Origin of the sequence: Pinibacter aurantiacus (assembly GCF_019130065.1) — a bacterium.
Classification (GTDB): Bacteria; Bacteroidota; Bacteroidia; order Chitinophagales; family Chitinophagaceae; genus Pinibacter; species Pinibacter aurantiacus.
On sequence record NZ_JAHSPG010000009.1, the window covers coordinates 88648 to 108141 of the forward strand.

Consider the following 19494-nt stretch of genomic DNA (forward strand, 5'->3'; position numbering starts at 1 on the left):
TCAATAACGAATGCGGCCCTATTAATTATCAATTATTAATTATTAATTTTCCTCCACTTCCACTTGCTTCTTATAAGCCTTTATAAACAGCGCTCCCAAATTCTTATACGGCGGAATGTAATCTTCAAACCTGCTTTTGGCTTCGCCGGAAAAACGTTTGGATAAGTCGCTCCACATATTCATCCATTCGATGTTTTTGCCATTGCGGATCGCTTTGTTGATCTCTTCTAATATAGGTTCATTTACCGTTCTTGTGCCCACTTGCTTGGAAGAAATGATGTGCGCATCTTCACTGATGGAAAGCACTTCGTGTAAATTATTATACCCGCCACAAGAGCCGAGGATCACAATTTTTGCCGAAGGCTGAATTTGCTCCAACGAATACTTTACGTGATAGCTGTGACCACGGTGTATGAAGATGGTGGGGTGAATGTCCTTTGAGTCAAGATATTGATCCAATGCTGCCTGTGCTTTTGCATCGGGATCATTTTCGCCATACAATGGTTTGTTGGCAAATATCCAAACCGGTTTGCCTTTTGTAGATTTGATCGTTACCCAGTTAGGATTTTCAGCAACGCTCCACTCTGGCCTTCCGCGAAACAGGCTCATGAAGTTGGCGTAAGAATTTTGTCCGTCCTTATCCTCATCACCATAAAAGAAAACCTGCTGAACAATGCGTCCGCTGTCATCCACCAATGCATTGTAATTAACAGAGTAAATAGGAGGTATGCCGAGCTTTTGGGCAAGGTCGATATTCTTGCTGGTATCTGCAGATTCAAACAACGTTTTTTCCAGCATATATACCACTTGTCCGTTCTTGTCATTGTTCCTCTGGCAACGGGTAAAGTTCCAGTTGGCTTCATCCAGCATCAACTTTGCCACTTGTTTGTTCTTTTCGAAAATGCTGCTGTAAGAATCCGCCACGTCTACGGCATCTTCCATGTTTTTGGCGGTTGCAGATTTTTCGAGCCCGAACATAAACGCACGCATCAAAGATGTTGCATTTTCCTGTGGCATAGATTTCAGAAAATCATTCAAAGTGTTATAAGCTGCGGCCATTTTGATGAACTTCCTGAAATAATCTGCATTTACGCTCAAAATCAGACTATCACCACGCGGCACTTTCATTTTTTGGAATATGCGCTTGAAAACGCCGATATAGCTGGATGTGTAAATTTCTTCTTCACCCAACACGCACAAATAGTAAAGCTCCTGCGCATTCAGCGGGTCAAGTACTTTAAATCTTACAGGATCAGGGCTGTCATGCAGGCCATTAATCTGGGAAATGAAAGTGTTTTTTGCTTTGCTCACCATCATTTTAGTAAGCGCATCCATTTCCATCGGAGTATCTTTTTGCGGTCCTATTACGCGTCCCACATAATCGATCCTTGTTTTTACCAGCAACTTGTAATAGCTGATGTCATTTTCCTTTTGCTTGTCAATTTCCTCGATGGTGATCTTGTTTTTTACCAGCATGTCGAGGAATGGGAAATACAGCTGTCCGCTTTTGCTTTTGGACAACAGCACTATTGTTTGCACCAGCGAATCCTGGTTTGAATGTATTCTTCCACTCAGCTTGTCATGCGCAGAGGCGAAGTCATACAATCGCATCGGGTCGTTGTGCGCAGCCACGGCGATCAAACTGTCGGTAAAAGGAAGATCAGTATTTGTTTTGAGCGTATTTAAAATTTCATCGGGGTGGTTTGACAGATATTTTCTGATGATGATGATCTTAGAAACCTGCGTTCCGGGATTTTCCGGCAATATTGCAAAGCAATCGATCAATATTTTTCCAACGGCATAAATGTTATTGTTTACCACTGGTTCAATGCTTTGGCCTTTTTCATCCAACGCCATTCCCTGTTCAAATCCATTTACCAGCGCCGGCGCCATGGTAGCGGGAAAATCACGCTTGCGATAATTTGTCACATATCCTTTAACCATCGTTTCCAGCCCACGCAGGTACTTGATTTTTGCATTGTGCGAAAGGGTGGAGTCCAGTTCTATTGTTTTCTGCAGCTCATCTACTTTGTCAATAAGGGCGTATTCTATTTGAAGGTTTACGGTTTCATCCCGGGCGATCATTATAGTAGAATCTGTTTTCCCATCAAGTGAGTAGACTTTTTTCTGATATTTATCTATTCCATCGTGAAAAAGCACCCGTCGTTTGTCAACAGGGTAATCGTTCTGCGCATCTGCATTCTGTAATAATGCCAGGCCAAGGAGCAGGGCTATTAATTTATTCATAACTAACGGGTTCCAATTATCAGCAAAAATACTATCAATAAATATACCTGCCTTAACATTAAGGTAATACAGGCCGGATTTGCCTGTAGCTTAACAATTTCATAATCGAATTCGTAATTTATGCATTATGGCGTAAATTAACTTTGCGTAAACAAATTGTTAAATGGAATCCAAAGGAAAAAAGGTACTTATAGCTGATGACGAGCCGGATATATTGGAAATCATTGGATATAATCTGGAAGGGGAAGGCTACAACGTGTACACCGCGAAAGATGGCGATGACGCCTTGAACAAGGCGAAACTGGTTAAACCGGACCTTATTATTTTAGACATCATGATGCCCAAGAAAACGGGCGTAGAAGTGTGTGAAATTCTAAGATCACAGCCAAACTTTAAAGAAACACTGATCATTTTCCTTACAGCCCTGAGCGACGAATCTTCACAGGTAAAAGGTTTTGACAAAGGTGCTGATGACTATGTGAACAAACCAATAAGCCCGAAATTATTGCTGAGCAGGGTAAATGCGCTTTTCAGAAGAGTAAGCAAACCTTCAGACGAAAATGGCAGCGGCGTTTTGACAATTGACAAAATTGTAATTGATCCCGTGAGGTTTATAGTGAAGGTGGGAGATGAGGAAATTACATTGGCGAAAAAAGAGTTTGAATTGCTGTACTTGCTGGCTTCAAAACCAGGACGAGTTTTTTTAAGAAACGAAATATTAAACCAGATCTGGGGCAACGAAGTGATTGTTGGTGACAGAACCATCGACGTACACATCAGAAAAGTTCGCCAGAAATTGGGTCTGGATTGTATAACCACCGTGAAGGGTGTTGGTTACAAATTTGACCTTCAATAAATTACTTACCTAAGTAAAAAGTAAAAATTAAAAAGTCAAAAAAGGTACTTCGCAGAGGTCCTTTCTTTTTGATTTTTTACTTTTGAATTTTTACTTTTTATACATGTCTGTTGCAAAAAATCTTTCCCCCCGGCAAATAGCCGCTATCAACGCGGCGTCTATATCAGTATTGGTGGCAATTGCCAACTTCATTTTTATTGGTAATTGGTGGGTGGCTTTGCTTACCCTGATCATACTTTATACTGTAGCCTATTTTCTCATACTGTTTTTTTTGCAGCAGTTCATTTACCGGAGGATAAAGCTGATTTACAAGTTCATTTATGAAACAAAGGCAAGCAAAAAGGAAGAGGTTTACTACAAATACATTATTCCACATAAAAGCATTGACGAAGTAAGTCAGGATGTTGAGAAATGGGCCGCACAAAAAAGTGACGAGATTGACATTCTCAAGAAAAATGAAGCTTACAGGAAGGAGTTTTTGCAAAACCTGGCGCATGAGTTCAAAACGCCCATTTTTGCCATCCAGGGTTATGTAGATACGCTGTTGAATGGAGCGATGGATAATCCCGAGGTTAGAAAAAGATTCCTGGAAAATACGGCCCGCAATGTTGACCGTCTGGTTCACCTCATGAACGACCTTGATGAGATTTCCAAGCTGGAAAGAGGCGAGCAGATCTTGTATAAGCAAAACTTTGTAATACAGGATCTTATAAAAGAAGTCTACGAATCTTTGTCCATTAAAATGACCGAAAAGCAAATTCGCACTTCCATTAAGAAAGGCTGCGAGGCTCCGGTAACGGTTTTTGCGGATAAAGAAAAAGTAAGACAGGTGCTTATCAACCTTATCGATAATGCCCGCAAATATGGGAAAATAGAGGGCAATATTGTTGCCAGCGTTTACAAGACTGAAGGCGACAGAATTTTGGTGGAAATAAGCGACGATGGAATAGGCATTGAGAAGGAACACCTGCCACGCATTTTTGAAAGATTTTACCGCACAGATAAAGGTCGCAGCCGCGACAAAGGAGGCGCCGGCCTCGGTCTCGCTATTTGTAAACACATCATAGAAGCTCACGGACAGGCCATGCACGTACGCAGCACGCCAGATGTGGGAACGACTATTGGGTTTACGCTGGAAAAGAAGAAAGACCTGTAGTTAATTGAAAATGGAAAATTGAAAGTTGAAAATTAAGCTGGCCACCCATTTTCAACTTTCAATTTTCAATTTTCAATTAATAAAAAAACCGCTTCATAGACATGAAGCGGAAACTGCATGAGAAAATTCTATTCTTTGCTCAATTAAAACCATTTGATTAACACAACAAGTAAATAAGAGCAGTACAAAAGTATTCCCCCATTATTACGTAATGATTACCCAAACATTACGCAATAATTAAATTGGCGGGGGAACGGAATTTGCATGTAATTGTCAATGGTGAATCGTGGATTGTTGGTACCTGATTAATGAGACAATCACAAGTAAAGACCTATTTACGATCCACGTTTCACCATTCACTTTCCTGCTTACTTCAAATATTTCATTTCCAATATTCTGGCTCTTTCTTTCAAAATAGTTAAACTCTTAAGTCATTAGTTTGTTCTACTCGTTCACAGGTTAGTTCTCCTCCCTTCGAAGGCTCATCCCCATAACTACTTGATCCTATTTCTTAAAATTAAAAAAACAAAGTCATGGCATTCAGTCTTCTCGATTCTGTAAAAAACTACTTCCACAGCGATTTTATCAGCAAAGCAGCCTCGCTGTTGGGAGAAAACAATGTTGCCGTTAGCAAAGCCGTAAATGCAGGTATACCGGCAGTGCTTGCCGGCATTATAGGCAATGCGCAGTCCGATGGGGGCACCAACCTGTTGAATGCGGCCAAACAGGCAGCAGCGTCTGGCATGCCAGAGGCTCCCGAAAATCTTTTCTCCGGCGCCGGAAGCAGTTTGCTCAGCACAGGTTCGTCATTTATAAGCAGCATATTTGGTAATAACAGTGGCGTGATCGGAAACCTGATCTCCAATTTTTCAGGCATAAAATCATCAACCGCAACCAGCATTCTGAGCGCCATTGCTCCTATAGCATTGGGGTTTATAGGCAAGGAGGCAACAAGTAATAATCTGTCGGCCAGTGGGCTTACAAATTGGCTCGGTTCGCAAAAACAGGATATTTTAAATGCATTGCCTGCGGGATTCACATTACCAACACTTGGTAAAACGATGAGACCGGCAGACACGGCTTACAATGCTAGTTTGCCACCTGCTGAAAAATCTGGCACTAACTGGTTGCTGTGGCTATTGATTGCGATTGTGCTGATAGCATTGTTATGGTATCTGATGCGCAGTTGCAACAAAAATGTACCGCCTCCACCACCTGCTGATACTACCAATGTAATGAAGCAGGATACGACAACTGTAAGCGCTGTTCCACCGGCAGCTCCTGCGCGTGAATCATTGAAAGTAAAACTACCTGATGGCACCGAGTTGGATGCCTGGAAAGGAGGTATAGAAGACAAACTGGTAGCCTTCCTGAATGACGAGAATGCAAAACCAGGTAAAGATGTATGGTTCGATTTTGACGATTTGAACTTTGAAACAGGAAGCGCCAAAATTACACCTGAGAGCCAAAAGCAGATCAATAATATAGCTGCCATTTTGAAAGCCTATCCAAAAGTAAAAATCAAGATAGGCGGCTATACAGATAAGACAGGCGATAGCTCAGCGAACATGAAATTGTCAACCGACAGGGCTAAGGCAACTTCAGATGCCATTAAAGCTGCAGGTGCAAAAGGTGCCCAACTGCTGGGTGGAGAAGGCTACGGATCAATGTATGCGAAAGCCGCAGCAGATGCTTCTGATGAAGAAAGAAAAATGGACAGACACATATCTGTAAGCGTGAGGGAGAAGTAAAAAAAGCTTGATTTGATAAATAAATGCCGGTCTTCGTGATCGGCATTTTTAGTTGTTAGTTGATAGTTGTTGGTTGTTAGACTTTAGGAGTAATATTCCTACTTAATAGGCGGATGAAATTCAATTCTTAAAATTTATCTTTCAAGCCCAACAACCAACAACTATCAACCAACAACTTCTATATTTGCATCGATGTCAAATCCCAGTTTAAATAACGACAAATCGCAATTATCTGCTGCCGAGAAGGAGTTTGAGAATAACATAAGGCCGAAGCAGATTGCCGAATTTTCGGGTCAGCCACAGGCAATTGAAAATCTTAAGATTTTCATCAAAGCCGCCAAAATACGCGGTGAGGCATTGGACCACGTGTTGTTTCATGGCCCTCCGGGTTTGGGTAAAACAACATTGTCGAGAATTGTGGCGAATGAATTGGGTGTAAACATTAAAGAAACATCCGGACCGGTTATTGAAAAGCCGGGTGACCTTGCCGGATTGTTGACCAACCTCGAGCCAAATGATGTTTTGTTTATTGATGAGATACATCGTTTGAGCACCGTTGTAGAAGAGTATTTGTATGCGGCGATGGAAGATTATCGCATTGACATTATGATCGATAGTGGCCCTAATGCAAGAAGTATACAGCTTTCATTGAATCCATTTACTTTAATAGGCGCCACTACAAGAAGTGGTTTGCTGACTGCACCGCTGCTATCAAGGTTTGCCATAAAATCAAGACTTGAATATTACAATGCCGCTACGCTAAAAAAGATTATTGAGCGTGCTGCAGGTATTTTGAATACTAACATCACATCTGACGCGGCCGGAGAAATAGCACGTAGGAGCCGCGGAACACCTCGTATCGCAAATGGTTTGCTTCGTCGTGTGCGCGACTTTGCACAAGTGCTGAACGACGGGCAAATTGATCTGGGCATTACGCAACATGCATTGAAAGCATTGAATGTAGATGAATACGGATTGGATGATATGGACAATCGCATTCTCAACACAATCATTGAAAAATTCAAAGGCGGTCCTGTTGGTATTTCAACCATCGCCACTGCTGTAGGTGAAGAACCCGGCACACTCGAAGAAGTCTACGAACCATTCCTGATCCAGGAAGGGTTTATTCAGCGCACTCCCCGCGGCCGCGAGGTAACCGCCAAAGCGTATGAGCATCTGGGTAAGAAACCGGGGCGCGGAAGTAATGACCAGCTTCTATTCTAAATTTTTTATTACCACTAAGGCACTAAGGACACTAAGCCTCACTAAGGTATATTTTGATCAAAGGGCACAAGGAGTAGTTTATTTCTAAACTCATCTCTTATGTTCTCTCTAATTGTATTTTATTCTTAGTGAGGCTTAGTGTCCTTAGTGCCTTAGTGGTGAATTCCCGCACCCGCACTATCACAAAATCTACCTTTTTTCTGTTGATTCTTTTCCCCGCACATATAACTCTCAAATTTTTACGAACTGATTTTTAGAAGTTTATAAAATCAGGGAATCATTTTTTTGCAAAAGGCAGCAACAACATTACAAAACTGACTAATTGTCGAAAAGGAGATTTTTATGCAGAACAAAACAATGATGCAGTTTTTCGAGTGGTATTGTTCACAGGATGACTGTTTATGGAAGGAGTTAAAAGAAGAAACTAACAGGCTCGTAGAACTCGGTATTACTTCTCTCTGGCTGCCACCCGCTTACAAGGGAATGAAAGGCATTTCATCTGAAGGCTACGATGTGTATGATCTTTACGACATCGGTGAATTCAATCAACAAGGAACGGTTCGCACAAAGTATGGTACGAAGCAGGAATATATTGATGCTGTAAAAACAGCTCGTGCCGCAGGTTTGAAGATATATGTGGATATTGTATTGAATCACATGGGCGGAGGTGAACGTGAAGTAGTTAGAGCAAGAAAAGTAAATCCTGATAACAGAAATGAATTTATAAGTGATGTGGTGGATCTCGAGGCACACACGAAATTTTCATTTCCCGGAAGACGTGGAAAGTACTCGCAATTTCAGTGGGATCATACATGCTTTACCGGCATTGATGCCATTGAAGAAGGGCACCAGCAGATATACAGCATTCAAAATGATTTTGGTGAAGGCTGGGAAGATATCTTTCATGACGAAAAAGGGAACTTTGATTTTCTTATGTTGTCCGATATAGAATTCAGAAATCCACACGTAAGATATGAGTTGAAAAAATGGATCAAATGGTATTATGACACTGTGCAATTTGACGGGTTGCGACTAGATGCAGTGAAACATATTCCGCATCACTTCTTCAACAACTGGATAGATTATATCAAACGCGAAATCGATCCTGATTTATTTTTTGTTGGCGAGTGTTGGTTTACTGAGACCAATCACGAGCTCCTGAAATACATTGAAGTAACGGAAGGCAGAATGCATTTGTTTGATACTGTGCTCCACCATAAATTTCATTACGCTTCACGGATAGGAAGTGACTATGACCTTACCACCATTTTCAATAACACACTTATTGCCGCAAAACCAGAGCTCACTGTAACATTTGTTGAGAACCATGATACACAGCCACTGCAAGCATTGGAAGCAGTAGTCGAGCATTGGTTCAAACCAATTGCATACGCGATCATATTGCTGCGGCAAGAAGGCTATCCATGTATTTTTCATCCCGATCTGTATGGAACAAATTATGTGGGCCAGGGCTGCGATGGCAACTACTATGACATCCATTTGCCTAAAGTAGATGAATTGGAAAAACTACTATTGCTAAGAAAAGATTACGCTTACGGTACACAACGTGACTACATAGACAATTATCATTGCATCGGCTGGACACGCGAAGGAATTGCAGAAAAGAAGAACTCAGGCATAGCTGTTCTAATTTCCAATAACGGCGAACAACACAAACGCATGGAAATAGGTAAGCGACATGCCGGAAAAGTATTCGTTGATTGTTTCGAACATCACCACGGCACTGTAACCATTGATGAACATGGCTTTGGGGAATTTCATGTGGCGCCGTCGAGTGTATCGGTGTGGGTGGAGCGAATTAATAATTAATAATTAAGAATTAATAGAGCGGGATCACCGGTGTAAGCTGCATCGTCTATTTCTAAAAGGCGAGGGTTACATCCTGTAAAGAATGTAACCCTATTAATTTTTAATTATTAATTATTAATTCTTCCTACTATTTGTCCCACCAAATCCTTCCCGTCAAATCATCCTTGCCATTTAAGCCGGACTGCTGTGATACTGCGGCTTTATAATTTGTGCCATTGATGGTTTGCTCGGTAGTTGGATAGCCTTGCCTGCGGGGGATGGCAATGTTGTTGTTATTTGGTGCAGGCGACAAACTTGGATAACCCGTTCTTCTCCACTCGGCCCATGCTTCGTAACCGTTGGTATACAGGTGCACCCATTTTTGATAGCCGATTTGTTTCAGTGCATCCGTTGCACTGTACTTCACGGAAGGTTGCGCCATTAACACCGCGAGGCCGGTAGTATCGCCTGTGTCGGTTGGATCATAATTCTTTTCAGGAGGATTGCCGCTTGCATTGTAGTCCTTCAAATAATTTCTGTTCCATTGTCTTATGGAAGCTTCAATCCCTTTGTTGTAAAAGGTTTCAGCACTTGCATCGCCGCCGCTGATCCAGCCAATTTTTGCTGCTTCGGCCTGGGCAAATAAAAGTTCCGCATAGGTGACGATGAATGTTGGCGCATTTTGCGAGCGTATGTGCAATCCGGTGTAAGAGACATCTGCTGTTTTAATATTTGCAATGGCATCGCCATCAAGTCCGTAAGGAACGCCCACGTAATCGCCATGACTGTTCTTTTCTGCAAATGTTGGCAGGCGCGGATCTTTAAGCGGCTTCATATAGTTAACCAACGTTGCGCTCGTCCAATACCATTGGCGGTTTTGCACTTCATCGACAGTGTACCAATAATTTTCGTAATTGGCCTCCGGCAAATGTGCGTACACAGCACTCTCACTGTTGTCTGAAAATACACCTGCTTGCATGGCATCATTAAATTGAGCCTTGCCCGTTGTCGCATCAATCTTCGACAATCGCAGTGCCATGATCATACGAATGGAGTTGGCGAACATTCGCCATTTATCCATGTCTCCATCATACAGAACATCACCTGTTACAGCATTTCCATTATCAATTTGCGCAACAGCTTCTTTTAACTCTTTAAAGAGATCAGTGTAGATGTCCTGTTGCTTGTCGTAAGTAGGCGTGAGATTGTCTTTCCCTTTCAATGCATTGGTGTAGGGAATATCGCCCCATCTGTCTGTGATTTGCCAGAAATAATAGGCCTTCAAAATTCTTGCAACTGCTTTCTGATTTGCTTCAGAACCTTCGTTTACATTGTAGCTTTTTGCATTAAGGATGGTGTACAAATTCTCCAGCGGTTGTGAGTAAATATCATAGAAATCAAAACTCACAACAGTGTATCGTGAGTTGTCTGTGTAAGGAAGCTCGGCCCAATGCTGTGCATAGAGTATGCCATAAGATGACTCGATTTCATCGGCCATGTGATTGATCGCATATGTGAGCAATTGAGCGTTTGATGCATTGGTTGGCGCATTCGGATTGACATTGATGCTATCAGGAAATTTGGTACAACCCGTTTGGCCAATACTTATTGCAATGATAAAAAGTATATAGATTAAGTAATTTTTCATGACGTGTTGTTTAAAAATTAACATTAAGATTTAAACCATAGGAACGAACTGTAGCCAGCTGCCCAGTCTCCAGCCAATTCAGCGAAGACGCGCCGGTAGCCAGTTCTGCAGGATTCACGCCCTTGGGTGCCTTCTGCCATATCATGAAAGGGTTTCTGGCGATAAACGCAATGTTGATACTCCGGAAAGGAAGCTTCGCGTAGTTTGCTTTTGCAAATGTGTAGCCGAGGCGCATCTCCCTCATTCGAATGTAAGAAGCATCATAGGCCCACTCTTCATACACTTGCGTGCCGATTGTATTTCTGTAGTAAGTTCTTGCAGAAACATAGGCTGTAACGTCCTGGCCGGTTGCTGCGGAAATACCCTCTACTTTAAAGCCGCCTCCGTCTGCCAATGGATCGCGTATATTTTTTCCTTTGTCATTCGTTGCTGCTGTTTCAGCAGCCTGTCCGCTTTTAACCGCAAGCATTCTTGTCCAGCTGATAAATTTGCCACCGCTTTGAAAATCTATATTGGCAGTGAAGTCAAAGTTTTTCCAATTCACGGTGTTCTGCCAGCCTCCTGTGAATTTTGGAACTGCTGTGCCAAGGTTATGGCCTGTTTCATATAGCGGCATGTTGTTCGTGCCCAGCAATATCTTTCCAGTTTTGGGATCGCGTTTATAACCATTGCCAACAATGGTTCCAAACGCCTCGCCAACATTTGCCAGCAAATACATGCTTACCCTGGCATACGTATTTTGATCGAGCAATAAAGAATTCAAACCGGGATACAATTCAAGTATTTTGTTCCTGTTGTACGCATAGTTGATAGTAGTGCTCCAGTTTGTATTTTTTGTTTTTACAGGAATGGCATTGAGTGTTAATTCCAAACCTTTGTTTTGGATGTTGCCTGCATTGATCACATAAGTTTGATAGCCGCTGGCTCCGGAAATATCAAGGTCAAGAATGGCCGATTTGTTTTCCTGGTGATAGTAAGTGGCGCTAATACCTAAGCGATCCTTGAAAAAGCGAAGATCAACGCCTGCTTCATAGGCTGTAGAGAGGGAAGGCTCCAATGAGCCGTTGGAAAGACTATCAGGCACATACTCAGGGAAATTACCATTGTACGGCGAACCAAGATTATAGAAGGACGTTGTTTTGTATGGCAGAAGATCTGCGCCGGCTTGCGCAAAACTCAAGCGCAACTTGCCATAGGAAAGCGGTTGCCATTTCAACAACTCGCTAAACACAAAGCTTGCAGAAACTGATGGATAAATATAGGCATTGTTATCCGGAGGAAGCGTTGATGAAATATCCCTGCGCAAAGTCGCATCTAAAAAGTATGTGTTGTTGTAACCGAGTGTTAAAGAACCGTACGCACTTCTTACTTCTTTCTTTCTCAAATAATTTTCAACGTTTGGTCTTTCCAAAGAGTTCGAAATGTTGTAGAAGCCTGGAGTAACAAGGCCGCCAACAGTTTCCTGGTAGAGGTAGGAATAATTCTGTTTCAAAATATTTCCACCCAAAGCAGCCGCTACAGAAAACTTGCCGAACTCTTTATTATACTGCGCCAGGAACTCGTAGTTGTTTTCTTTGTTTTCATATTTGCCGATAGAAAACATGGGCGTTCCTCTGCCGCCTTCTGCGTTACGTTTATCAATATTTTGTGTGTAGTTGTCCTGCCTTATAAAACCGCTAACCTGCAAGCCGGGAATAATGGTGTAGCTAACACCAACATTGCCAAAGAACCGGTCTCGCGAGTCATGAGCGGGATTTTCGTATGCATCAAAATAGGGGTTGTTCCAGTCGATCGGCGTCATGTCTTCGTAAATGCCCTCATCATTAGGATCGTTTACGTTCCATTGGTAAAAGGTCCCATCTGAATATTTGTACTGCTTAAGCTTATTCATATCAAGGTTGCGCTCGAACCACTGGTACATATTTCTTGAACCCAAAGCCTGGTAACCTTGCGAGGGCCGTTGGGCACTGTTGTTTGCGTAATTGAGGTTTGCTGAAACACTCAGGTTCGGCAACACGTTAATGGTTCCATTCAAGCTGAGATTATTTCTTTTTAACCATGTGTTAGGTTCAATGCCCTTGATCGTAGTATTGTTGTAAGACAAACGGAAGCTGGTGTTTTCTCCGCCTCCGGCAAATGAAATGCTGTTGTTGATGGTATGACCTGTTTCAAAATAATCTTTGATGTTATCCGGCTGTGGAACGAACGGCGTTGCTTTTCCAAAGTCGGGATCGGCAGGGTAGAAGCTGTACTGATGCCTTACCGGCGTGCCATCCATCTTGGGTCCCCAGCTTTCATCCCAAGTGCCATCAACGTATTTTGTTTCTACGCCGTTTATATCAATGGTTGGGAAATTCAAGCTGGAGCCGGCTCCGTAAATGTCTTGCAACGGCATATAATTTCCAGCCTTATCCAAAGTAAAAGAAGAACTGAAGTTGACAGTCGGTTTTCTGTTCCTGCTTCCTTTTTTCGTGGTGATCATAATGGCGCCGTATTGGCCGCGCAATCCATACAAAGCGGCGGCAGAAGGTCCTTTTAGTACGGTGATGGATTCAACATCATCGGGATTGATGTCCTGCGCAATGTCACCATAGTCGCGCCCGTTTTTAGTCGCATAGTTAGTGTTGGAAAACGGGGTTCCATCAACAACTATCAAAGGCTCGCCTTCGCCCGTGATGGAGTTTATACCACGCAGTTGGATCTTTTGGGTGCCACCCATGCTGGCGGCAGAAGAACCTGAAAGCTGTACGCCGGAAATTTTTCCTGCAAGCGAGCCAAGAACGTTTTGCTCCTTGGCCACCGTAAGATTTTCTCCGCTTATTTGTTGCGTAGAATACCCGATGGAACGATCTTTTCGGGTAATGCCGAGCGCTGTTACCACTACCTCTGACAAATTCCCTCCTTGTTGTAAAGCAACATTGTAAGAGTTGCCGGAAGTAAGGTTTACTTCTTGCGAAGCAAAGCCTGTGGATGAAATTTCAAGAACAGGATTGCTTCCGGACACTTCGATCCTGAAGTTTCCTTTTTCATCTGTGCTGACTGTTTTTTGTGTTCCTTTCTGGTGAACCGTGGCAAATGGTACAGGACTGTTTTTTGCGTCCTTTACAGTGCCGGTGATAAGCCGTGTTTGACAAATGGCCACATGCTGCTGAAGCACTAGCAGGCATAGGAATGCCAGTGTAATTGCTATTCTCATGGCAGATCGGTTTTTTTTAAGGTTAGACAATATATGGTGTTAAGAATAAACGCTCTAAGCGGTAAGCAATCGCAGGATGGTCACTCAGTTGTTGGTTGTTAGTTTTTAGTTATTAGGCGTCGGGTGTAATACTCAATATAAAATGAGGATGGTTAGTGTAATGCTGAATGCCGGTCTTTAAAGTCTAACAACTAACAACCAACAACTAATAACTGTCTTTAGTGGAATCTTCTACTGTGGAAAAGAGGCAAAATGTTGTGCAATAATCAATTAATACAAAATAGCTATTAGTTTCCATAAAGTAAACAGGTATGTATACCTGTTTTTTAAATTTTTTATAAATGGCGTTTCGCTGGCAATATTTACCTTCGGTGCTTCTTCCACTAACCTGTCGCCCCGCTGGGGCTTGTTGAAACATTCGAAGAGTTTACAGACAGCCCCAGCGGGGCAGCACGTTAGTAGAAAATGTTAGGCAACGTCGAATCAAATATCAGCCCCGTAGGGGCGACATGTTAAATGTCGCGAAGCGAAAGATGTTCAGCCTCACGCCATGGTTCGTGTCTTCACGAACGATCAATTGCGCGGTGGTCCGTGGAGACACGAACCACGGCATTCCGTTCGGATTTTCTAAATTTGCTAAAACAACAGATGATTTGAGTAGTCTAAAATCCCTGGCATCGCAAACTTTCTGGTACGGTGCCAGTTCCATAGCAGCACGGTTTTTGAGTTATTTGCTTACGCCATACCTTACCGCGATAATGACCGGTGTTGATTACGGTGAAATGAGTATTGTATACGCGGCTATCCCATTCCTTAATGTAATATTTACATACGGCCTTGAAACGGCTTTCTTCCGATACATGCAAAAGGAGCAATACAAAGGGCAGGTTTACAGCACGAGCTGCATGTCTATCATTGTTTCTACTGCAATGCTTGCCTTGGTCATGTATCTTGGGCGCGACAGCATTGCCACGTTGCTCACTATAAAAAATCATCCGGAGTATGTTACGCTGAGCATAATGATCATTTCCATAGATGCTTTAACTGCTCTGCCTTTTGCCAAACTAAGATTGGAAGGAAGACCATTGAAATTTGCAGCCATACGTATTGCGGGCATCCTTATCAATATCGGATTTGTGGTTTTGTTTTTGTCTATTCTACCAGCTTTCAAAAAAGCAAACCCACATCATCCGATTTCTATTTTTTACAGGGAAGATGAAAGCGTGAAGTATTATATCATAGCGAACCTCATTGCCTCTGCTTCTACATTTCTGTTGTTGTCGAAAACGTTTTTTTCTTTTTCGTGGAAATTCGATTTGCGTCTGTGGAAAGAAATGATGACCTATTCGTTGCCACTGATCATTGTAGGCTTTGGCGGTGTTATCAATGAAACATTTGACCGCGTAATGCTTGGCTGGTGGTCGCCCGCATTAACACCAGATGCTAAAAAGCTTGACGTTGGAATTTACAGCGCTTGTTATAAACTCTCTTTGCTGATATCGCTTTTTGTGCAGGCATTCAGGATGGGGGCGGAGCCTTTCTTTTTCAAGCAGGCAGAAGTGGGCAATGCCCAAAAGACTTACGCACGCGTAATGAAATTTTTTGTGATCACTATTTGTGTAATGTTTCTCGTAGTTGTGCTTTATCTGGATGTTTGGAAAAACTTTATCCGCAACCCTATCATGTGGCAGGGCCTGAAAGTAGTGCCTGTCTTACTGCTCGCCAATATGTTCCTGGGCATTTACTATAACCTTTCCATCTGGTACAAGTTAAGCAATCGCACCATGGCCGGAGCTTATATTACCATCATCGGCGCGGCCATCACACTTTTGATCAACTATTTCTTCGTACCACATTTCAGCTATGTGGCGTGTGCGTGGGCAACCTGCATATGTTATGCCACCATGATGATCATTTCATTTATCTGGGGACAGAAAGAATATCCTGTTCCTTATGCATGGAAAAAACTTGTCGCGTACATCGTCATCGTTGTCTTACTTTACTTCATACAACGACTCTTTTATTTCATCGTTCCAAACAAATTAGCGAGCATGGCATTCGGAACCATTCTGCTTTTAGGCTACATCAGTTTCATTCTTAAAGTGGAGAAGAAAGAGTTTCAGCGGCTACCGGTAATTGGGAAATTCTTAAAGTAATTAATAATTAATAAAGAATAATTAATAGGGTTGTTTGCGAAATTATTTGCAAACAGTACAAAACAAAAGAGCTCAACTTTAATACAGTTGAGCTCTTTTAGTGACTGACACTCTATTAATTACTAATTATTAATTATTAATTGGCAGCAGTTCCTCCAATCTCCTTCAACATCTCTCTCACCGCTGCCTCTATCTGCACGTCCTTACCATTCAAGAAATCTTCGTAAGGCAAAGGCACTTTAATATCTGGCTCAAGTTGCAAGTTTTCTGTAGGTCTGTTTTCTTTGCCGATAGTAGCTACCATTGGAATGCCAAAGACTATTGTTGGATCGATTTGTTGCTCCCACCAAACCGCTGTACCGGTTCCCGGAACAGGCATGCCTATTAGTTTGCCAATGCCATTTTGTTTGTAGACATATGGGAAAATGAATGCGTCGCTATAATTGCCCTCACTCATCAATACGCAACTTGGTTTGGTCCAGCGACCCATTGGCTCACCATCACCAAGTCGGTTGCCTTGCGGAGCAAAATCGAGATAGCGCTTGCCACTCAGGAAAGTTGCCAGGTCATCGTGCAGCCAGCCACCGCCGTTAAATCTTGTATCAACGATCAACGCTTTTTTATTAAAGTTTTTACCAAGAACCGCGTCAAATGTATTGCGGAAACTAGCGTCGTTCATGCCTTGTACGTGTACATAGCCAACTTTGCCATCGCTGAGTTTATCAATCATTACTTCCATTTTCTTGGTCCAGCGTTTGTACATCAGTGCCACTTCTTCTCCCATAGAAATTGGTTTAGCAGTTTCCTGCCACTTAGCACTAGCACCATCAGAAAGGTCAAGCAAAATATTTCTGTCAACCTTGCGGTTAAGCAATGAAGCAAAATCAATACTGTCTGTAACCGGCATGCCATCTATCTTTTCAATGATAGTGCCGTTTTTGATTTTGCTGTAAGATTTATCAAACGGTCCTCCCGCAATTACTTCAGAGATCTTGATGCCCTTGCCGGTATATGTTTCATCATAGATCAAACCCAGGGAGGCAGTTGCATCACCGTTTGGATTCATTGGGCTGTAACGTCCGCCGGTATGTGAAGCGTTTAATTCACCCAGCAGTTCACTCAGCAATTCCTGGAAGTCGTAGTTGTTGCTGATGTGTGGTAAGAAGCGTGCGTAGTTGCTCGTCATCATTTTCCAGTCTACTTTATGCAGAGAAGTATCATAAAATTTCTTTTGCACCTGGCGGCATACGTGATTGTAAATGTAGGCGCGCTCTTCTGCCTGGTTCAGCACCATGTCTGCGTTAATGCCTATCGGGCTTACTTTTCCATTTTCATCCACTTTTACAATGGAACCTTTATTCAATACAAAAACAGCCTTGCCATCTTTTGTCATTTCAATGCCGCTTTGTGTGCCGCCAAGCTTTGCCAGTACTTTCGTTTCATGCGTTCTTGGCTCTGTTACCCAAAGGTCAAAACCTTTTTCAAAGGCAGACAGGTAATACACTTTTTCGCCATCAGGCGTAACTGCATAGTCAGAAACAGTAGAACTATTGATCGTTAATTTCGCTACGCGATTTTCCATGTTATCAATATCAGGGTTCCAGCTCTTCAAAGATGTAGCCGTGTCTTTGTGCGAAGGACCAACCTTCTTCGAAGCGTTGGCATCTGCTGTTTTATTTTTTTCAGCCTTTTCCTTTTCAGCTTTCTCTTTGTCTTCTTTTTCTTTCAGCAGTGTAAAATCATCTTTGCTCAATTTGAATCTTTCATATTGGTCCTGATCGAAGAAGCCAACATAAATATCTACTTCGCGGCTTCCTTGCATGGCAAGCGATTTGCGGCCTTCTTTAGAGCTTACCCAGCTTAATGCTTTTCCGTTCCAGCTCCATTTTACATTGCCCTGTCCAAAGCCGCTTGTCAATGGATGTTGAATGCCGTTGCTGGCATCTGCTTTTAGTAAAGCGACATTTGAGGTGAACCAATTGCCTTCCTGGTCGTCGCTTACGAGCCACTGGCTGTTTGGGCTCCAGTCGAAGTTCCAGTCGCCATCGCTGTAAGAATAGTTGCGTCCCTTTGGCAAAACTGTTCTCGATTGTTTCGAAGCAATATTGTAAACCTTCAGAATGTTGCGCTCTTCTACATACGCAATTTCTTTTCCGTCTGGAGAATACTTTGGTTGAAATTCTTCTGCAGCCGTAGCAATAATTGGCTCTTCTTTTAAAACAGTAGAAGCGAAGAAATAAGGCTCGTCTTTATTCACAATGGAAGTGCTGTAGATGTCCCAGCTGTTGTTTCTTTCTGCTGCATAGATAACGCTTCGGCCATTGGGGTTCCATTGCACCATGCGTTCTTGCTGCGGCGTATTGGTAATTCTTTTTGTTTGCGTACCATCTACGCTGGTTACAAAAACTTCGCCTCTGCTCACAAATGCGACTTCTTTTCCGTTTGGAGACAAAGCAAACTCTGTAACATTTCCACTCACAGGAAGATTTTTTTCAATGCCTTGTCTGCCGTCGTTGTTTATCTGAATATTCACTTTTGCGGCAGCGCTTCCTTCTTTCAATGTATAGATCTCTCCATTGTAAGTAAAACAAAGAGTGTTGTCTTTGCTTGCACTTAAATGACGAACAGGATGCGTTTTAAAATCTGTGAGCTGTTGCTCTGCACCAGCCGCTACAGGCATTTTATATAAATTCTGGCTGCCTTTATTTTCACTCAAATAATAAATGGATTGATTGTCGCTGCTAAATAAAGGTTCGCGATTTTCGCCCTGGTGCGTGCTTTTTTTCGTGAATGTTTTTTTATCGACATCCATTATCCATATATCGCGACATACAGAAGAAGTCTGGTGCTTGCGCCACGGATCTTCATAACCTTTTCTATCCTGGAAAACGATTTGTGTTCCGGCATTGTTGTAGTGCGCATTTTCAAAACCGCCTGCACTGATCAGCAAGGCACGTCCGCCTTTGGTGCTTACACTGTAAAGGTTTTGAAAAAGACGTGGGCTATAAAACAAAATGTCACTCGCAGGCACAATGCGTGAACTACCGAAAATGACTTTCTTATCATCTGGCGAAAAGTCGTACGGGTAATCGCTGACGCTGTTGTAAGTCAGGCGAACCGGAACGCCGCCTGTTGCCGGCATCACGAACACATCAAAGTTTCCATAGCGGTCACTTGCAAATGCGATTGATTTTCCATCGTGGCTCCATACAGGCATCATGTCCTGTGCCTCGTGAATGGTAAGTGGCACTGCGGTTCCGCCTGATGTTTGGACAACATAAATGTCTCCTTTATAGCCGAAGGCAATGTTTTTTCCATCCGGGCTGATGGCGGGGTAGCGCATCCATAGAGGGTTTTCCTGCGCGGTAAGGGCAAGGGAGGTTACTGACAGCAGTAGTCCTAGTAAGTACTTCATGTTCAAGTTTTTAGTTCCTAAAATTAATTAATGGCT

10 protein-coding genes are annotated in these 19494 nt (G+C 42.6%); 6 read left to right on the forward strand and 4 right to left on the reverse strand.

Annotation, left to right across the window (positions count from 1 at the left end; genetic code table 11):
- Nucleotides 1-42 precede the first annotated feature (42 nt).
- On the reverse strand, nucleotides 43-2247 hold the full coding sequence (locus tag KTO63_RS13060; protein ID WP_217791761.1) for a hypothetical protein: 2205 nt from the start codon (nucleotides 2245-2247) through the stop codon (nucleotides 43-45).
- A 163-nt stretch (nucleotides 2248-2410) separates the two neighbouring features.
- Between KTO63_RS13060 and KTO63_RS13065 the strand changes: the two genes are divergently transcribed.
- From KTO63_RS13065 to KTO63_RS13085, 5 genes are all read left to right on the forward strand, one after another.
- The gene (locus tag KTO63_RS13065) at nucleotides 2411-3103 is read left to right on the forward strand and encodes a response regulator (RefSeq protein ID WP_217791762.1); all 693 of its coding nucleotides are present in this window, start codon (nucleotides 2411-2413) and stop codon (nucleotides 3101-3103) included.
- A 103-nt stretch (nucleotides 3104-3206) separates the two neighbouring features.
- On the forward strand, nucleotides 3207-4259 hold the full coding sequence (locus KTO63_RS13070; protein WP_217791764.1) for a sensor histidine kinase: 1053 nt from the start codon (nucleotides 3207-3209) through the stop codon (nucleotides 4257-4259).
- A gap of 533 nt (nucleotides 4260-4792) precedes the next feature.
- Nucleotides 4793-6010, forward strand: a complete 1218-nt coding sequence (locus KTO63_RS13075; protein ID WP_217791765.1) for an OmpA family protein — start codon at nucleotides 4793-4795, stop codon at nucleotides 6008-6010.
- Nucleotides 6011-6202: 192 nt separating this feature from the next.
- Nucleotides 6203-7234 (forward strand): Holliday junction branch migration DNA helicase RuvB, encoded by a 1032-nt coding sequence (gene ruvB, locus KTO63_RS13080; protein ID WP_217791766.1) that lies wholly within the window; start codon nucleotides 6203-6205, stop codon nucleotides 7232-7234.
- A gap of 342 nt (nucleotides 7235-7576) precedes the next feature.
- Entirely contained in the window at nucleotides 7577-9064 is a 1488-nt protein-coding gene (locus KTO63_RS13085; protein WP_232373161.1) for an alpha-amylase, read from the forward strand.
- 127 nt (nucleotides 9065-9191) lie between these two features.
- Here KTO63_RS13085 and KTO63_RS13090 read toward each other — a convergent pair whose 3' ends face one another.
- Nucleotides 9192-10691: a SusD/RagB family nutrient-binding outer membrane lipoprotein gene (locus KTO63_RS13090; RefSeq protein ID WP_217791767.1), complete on the reverse strand. Its 1500-nt coding sequence runs from the start codon at nucleotides 10689-10691 to the stop codon at nucleotides 9192-9194.
- 10 nt (nucleotides 10692-10701) lie between these two features.
- Nucleotides 10702-13887 carry a SusC/RagA family TonB-linked outer membrane protein gene (locus KTO63_RS13095; protein ID WP_217791769.1) on the reverse strand — a complete coding sequence of 1062 codons (3186 nt, stop codon included), beginning with the start codon at nucleotides 13885-13887 and terminating at the stop codon, nucleotides 10702-10704.
- Nucleotides 13888-14540: 653 nt separating this feature from the next.
- Between KTO63_RS13095 and KTO63_RS13100 the strand changes: the two genes are divergently transcribed.
- A complete protein-coding gene (locus tag KTO63_RS13100; RefSeq protein WP_232373162.1) occupies nucleotides 14541-16043 on the forward strand; it encodes an oligosaccharide flippase family protein in 1503 nt (500 codons plus the stop codon).
- A gap of 136 nt (nucleotides 16044-16179) precedes the next feature.
- On the opposite strand, the gene KTO63_RS13105 is transcribed toward KTO63_RS13100, so the two are convergent.
- The gene (locus KTO63_RS13105) at nucleotides 16180-19458 is read right to left on the reverse strand and encodes a S41 family peptidase (protein WP_217791773.1); all 3279 of its coding nucleotides are present in this window, start codon (nucleotides 19456-19458) and stop codon (nucleotides 16180-16182) included.
- Between the last annotated feature and the right edge of the window lie 36 nt (nucleotides 19459-19494).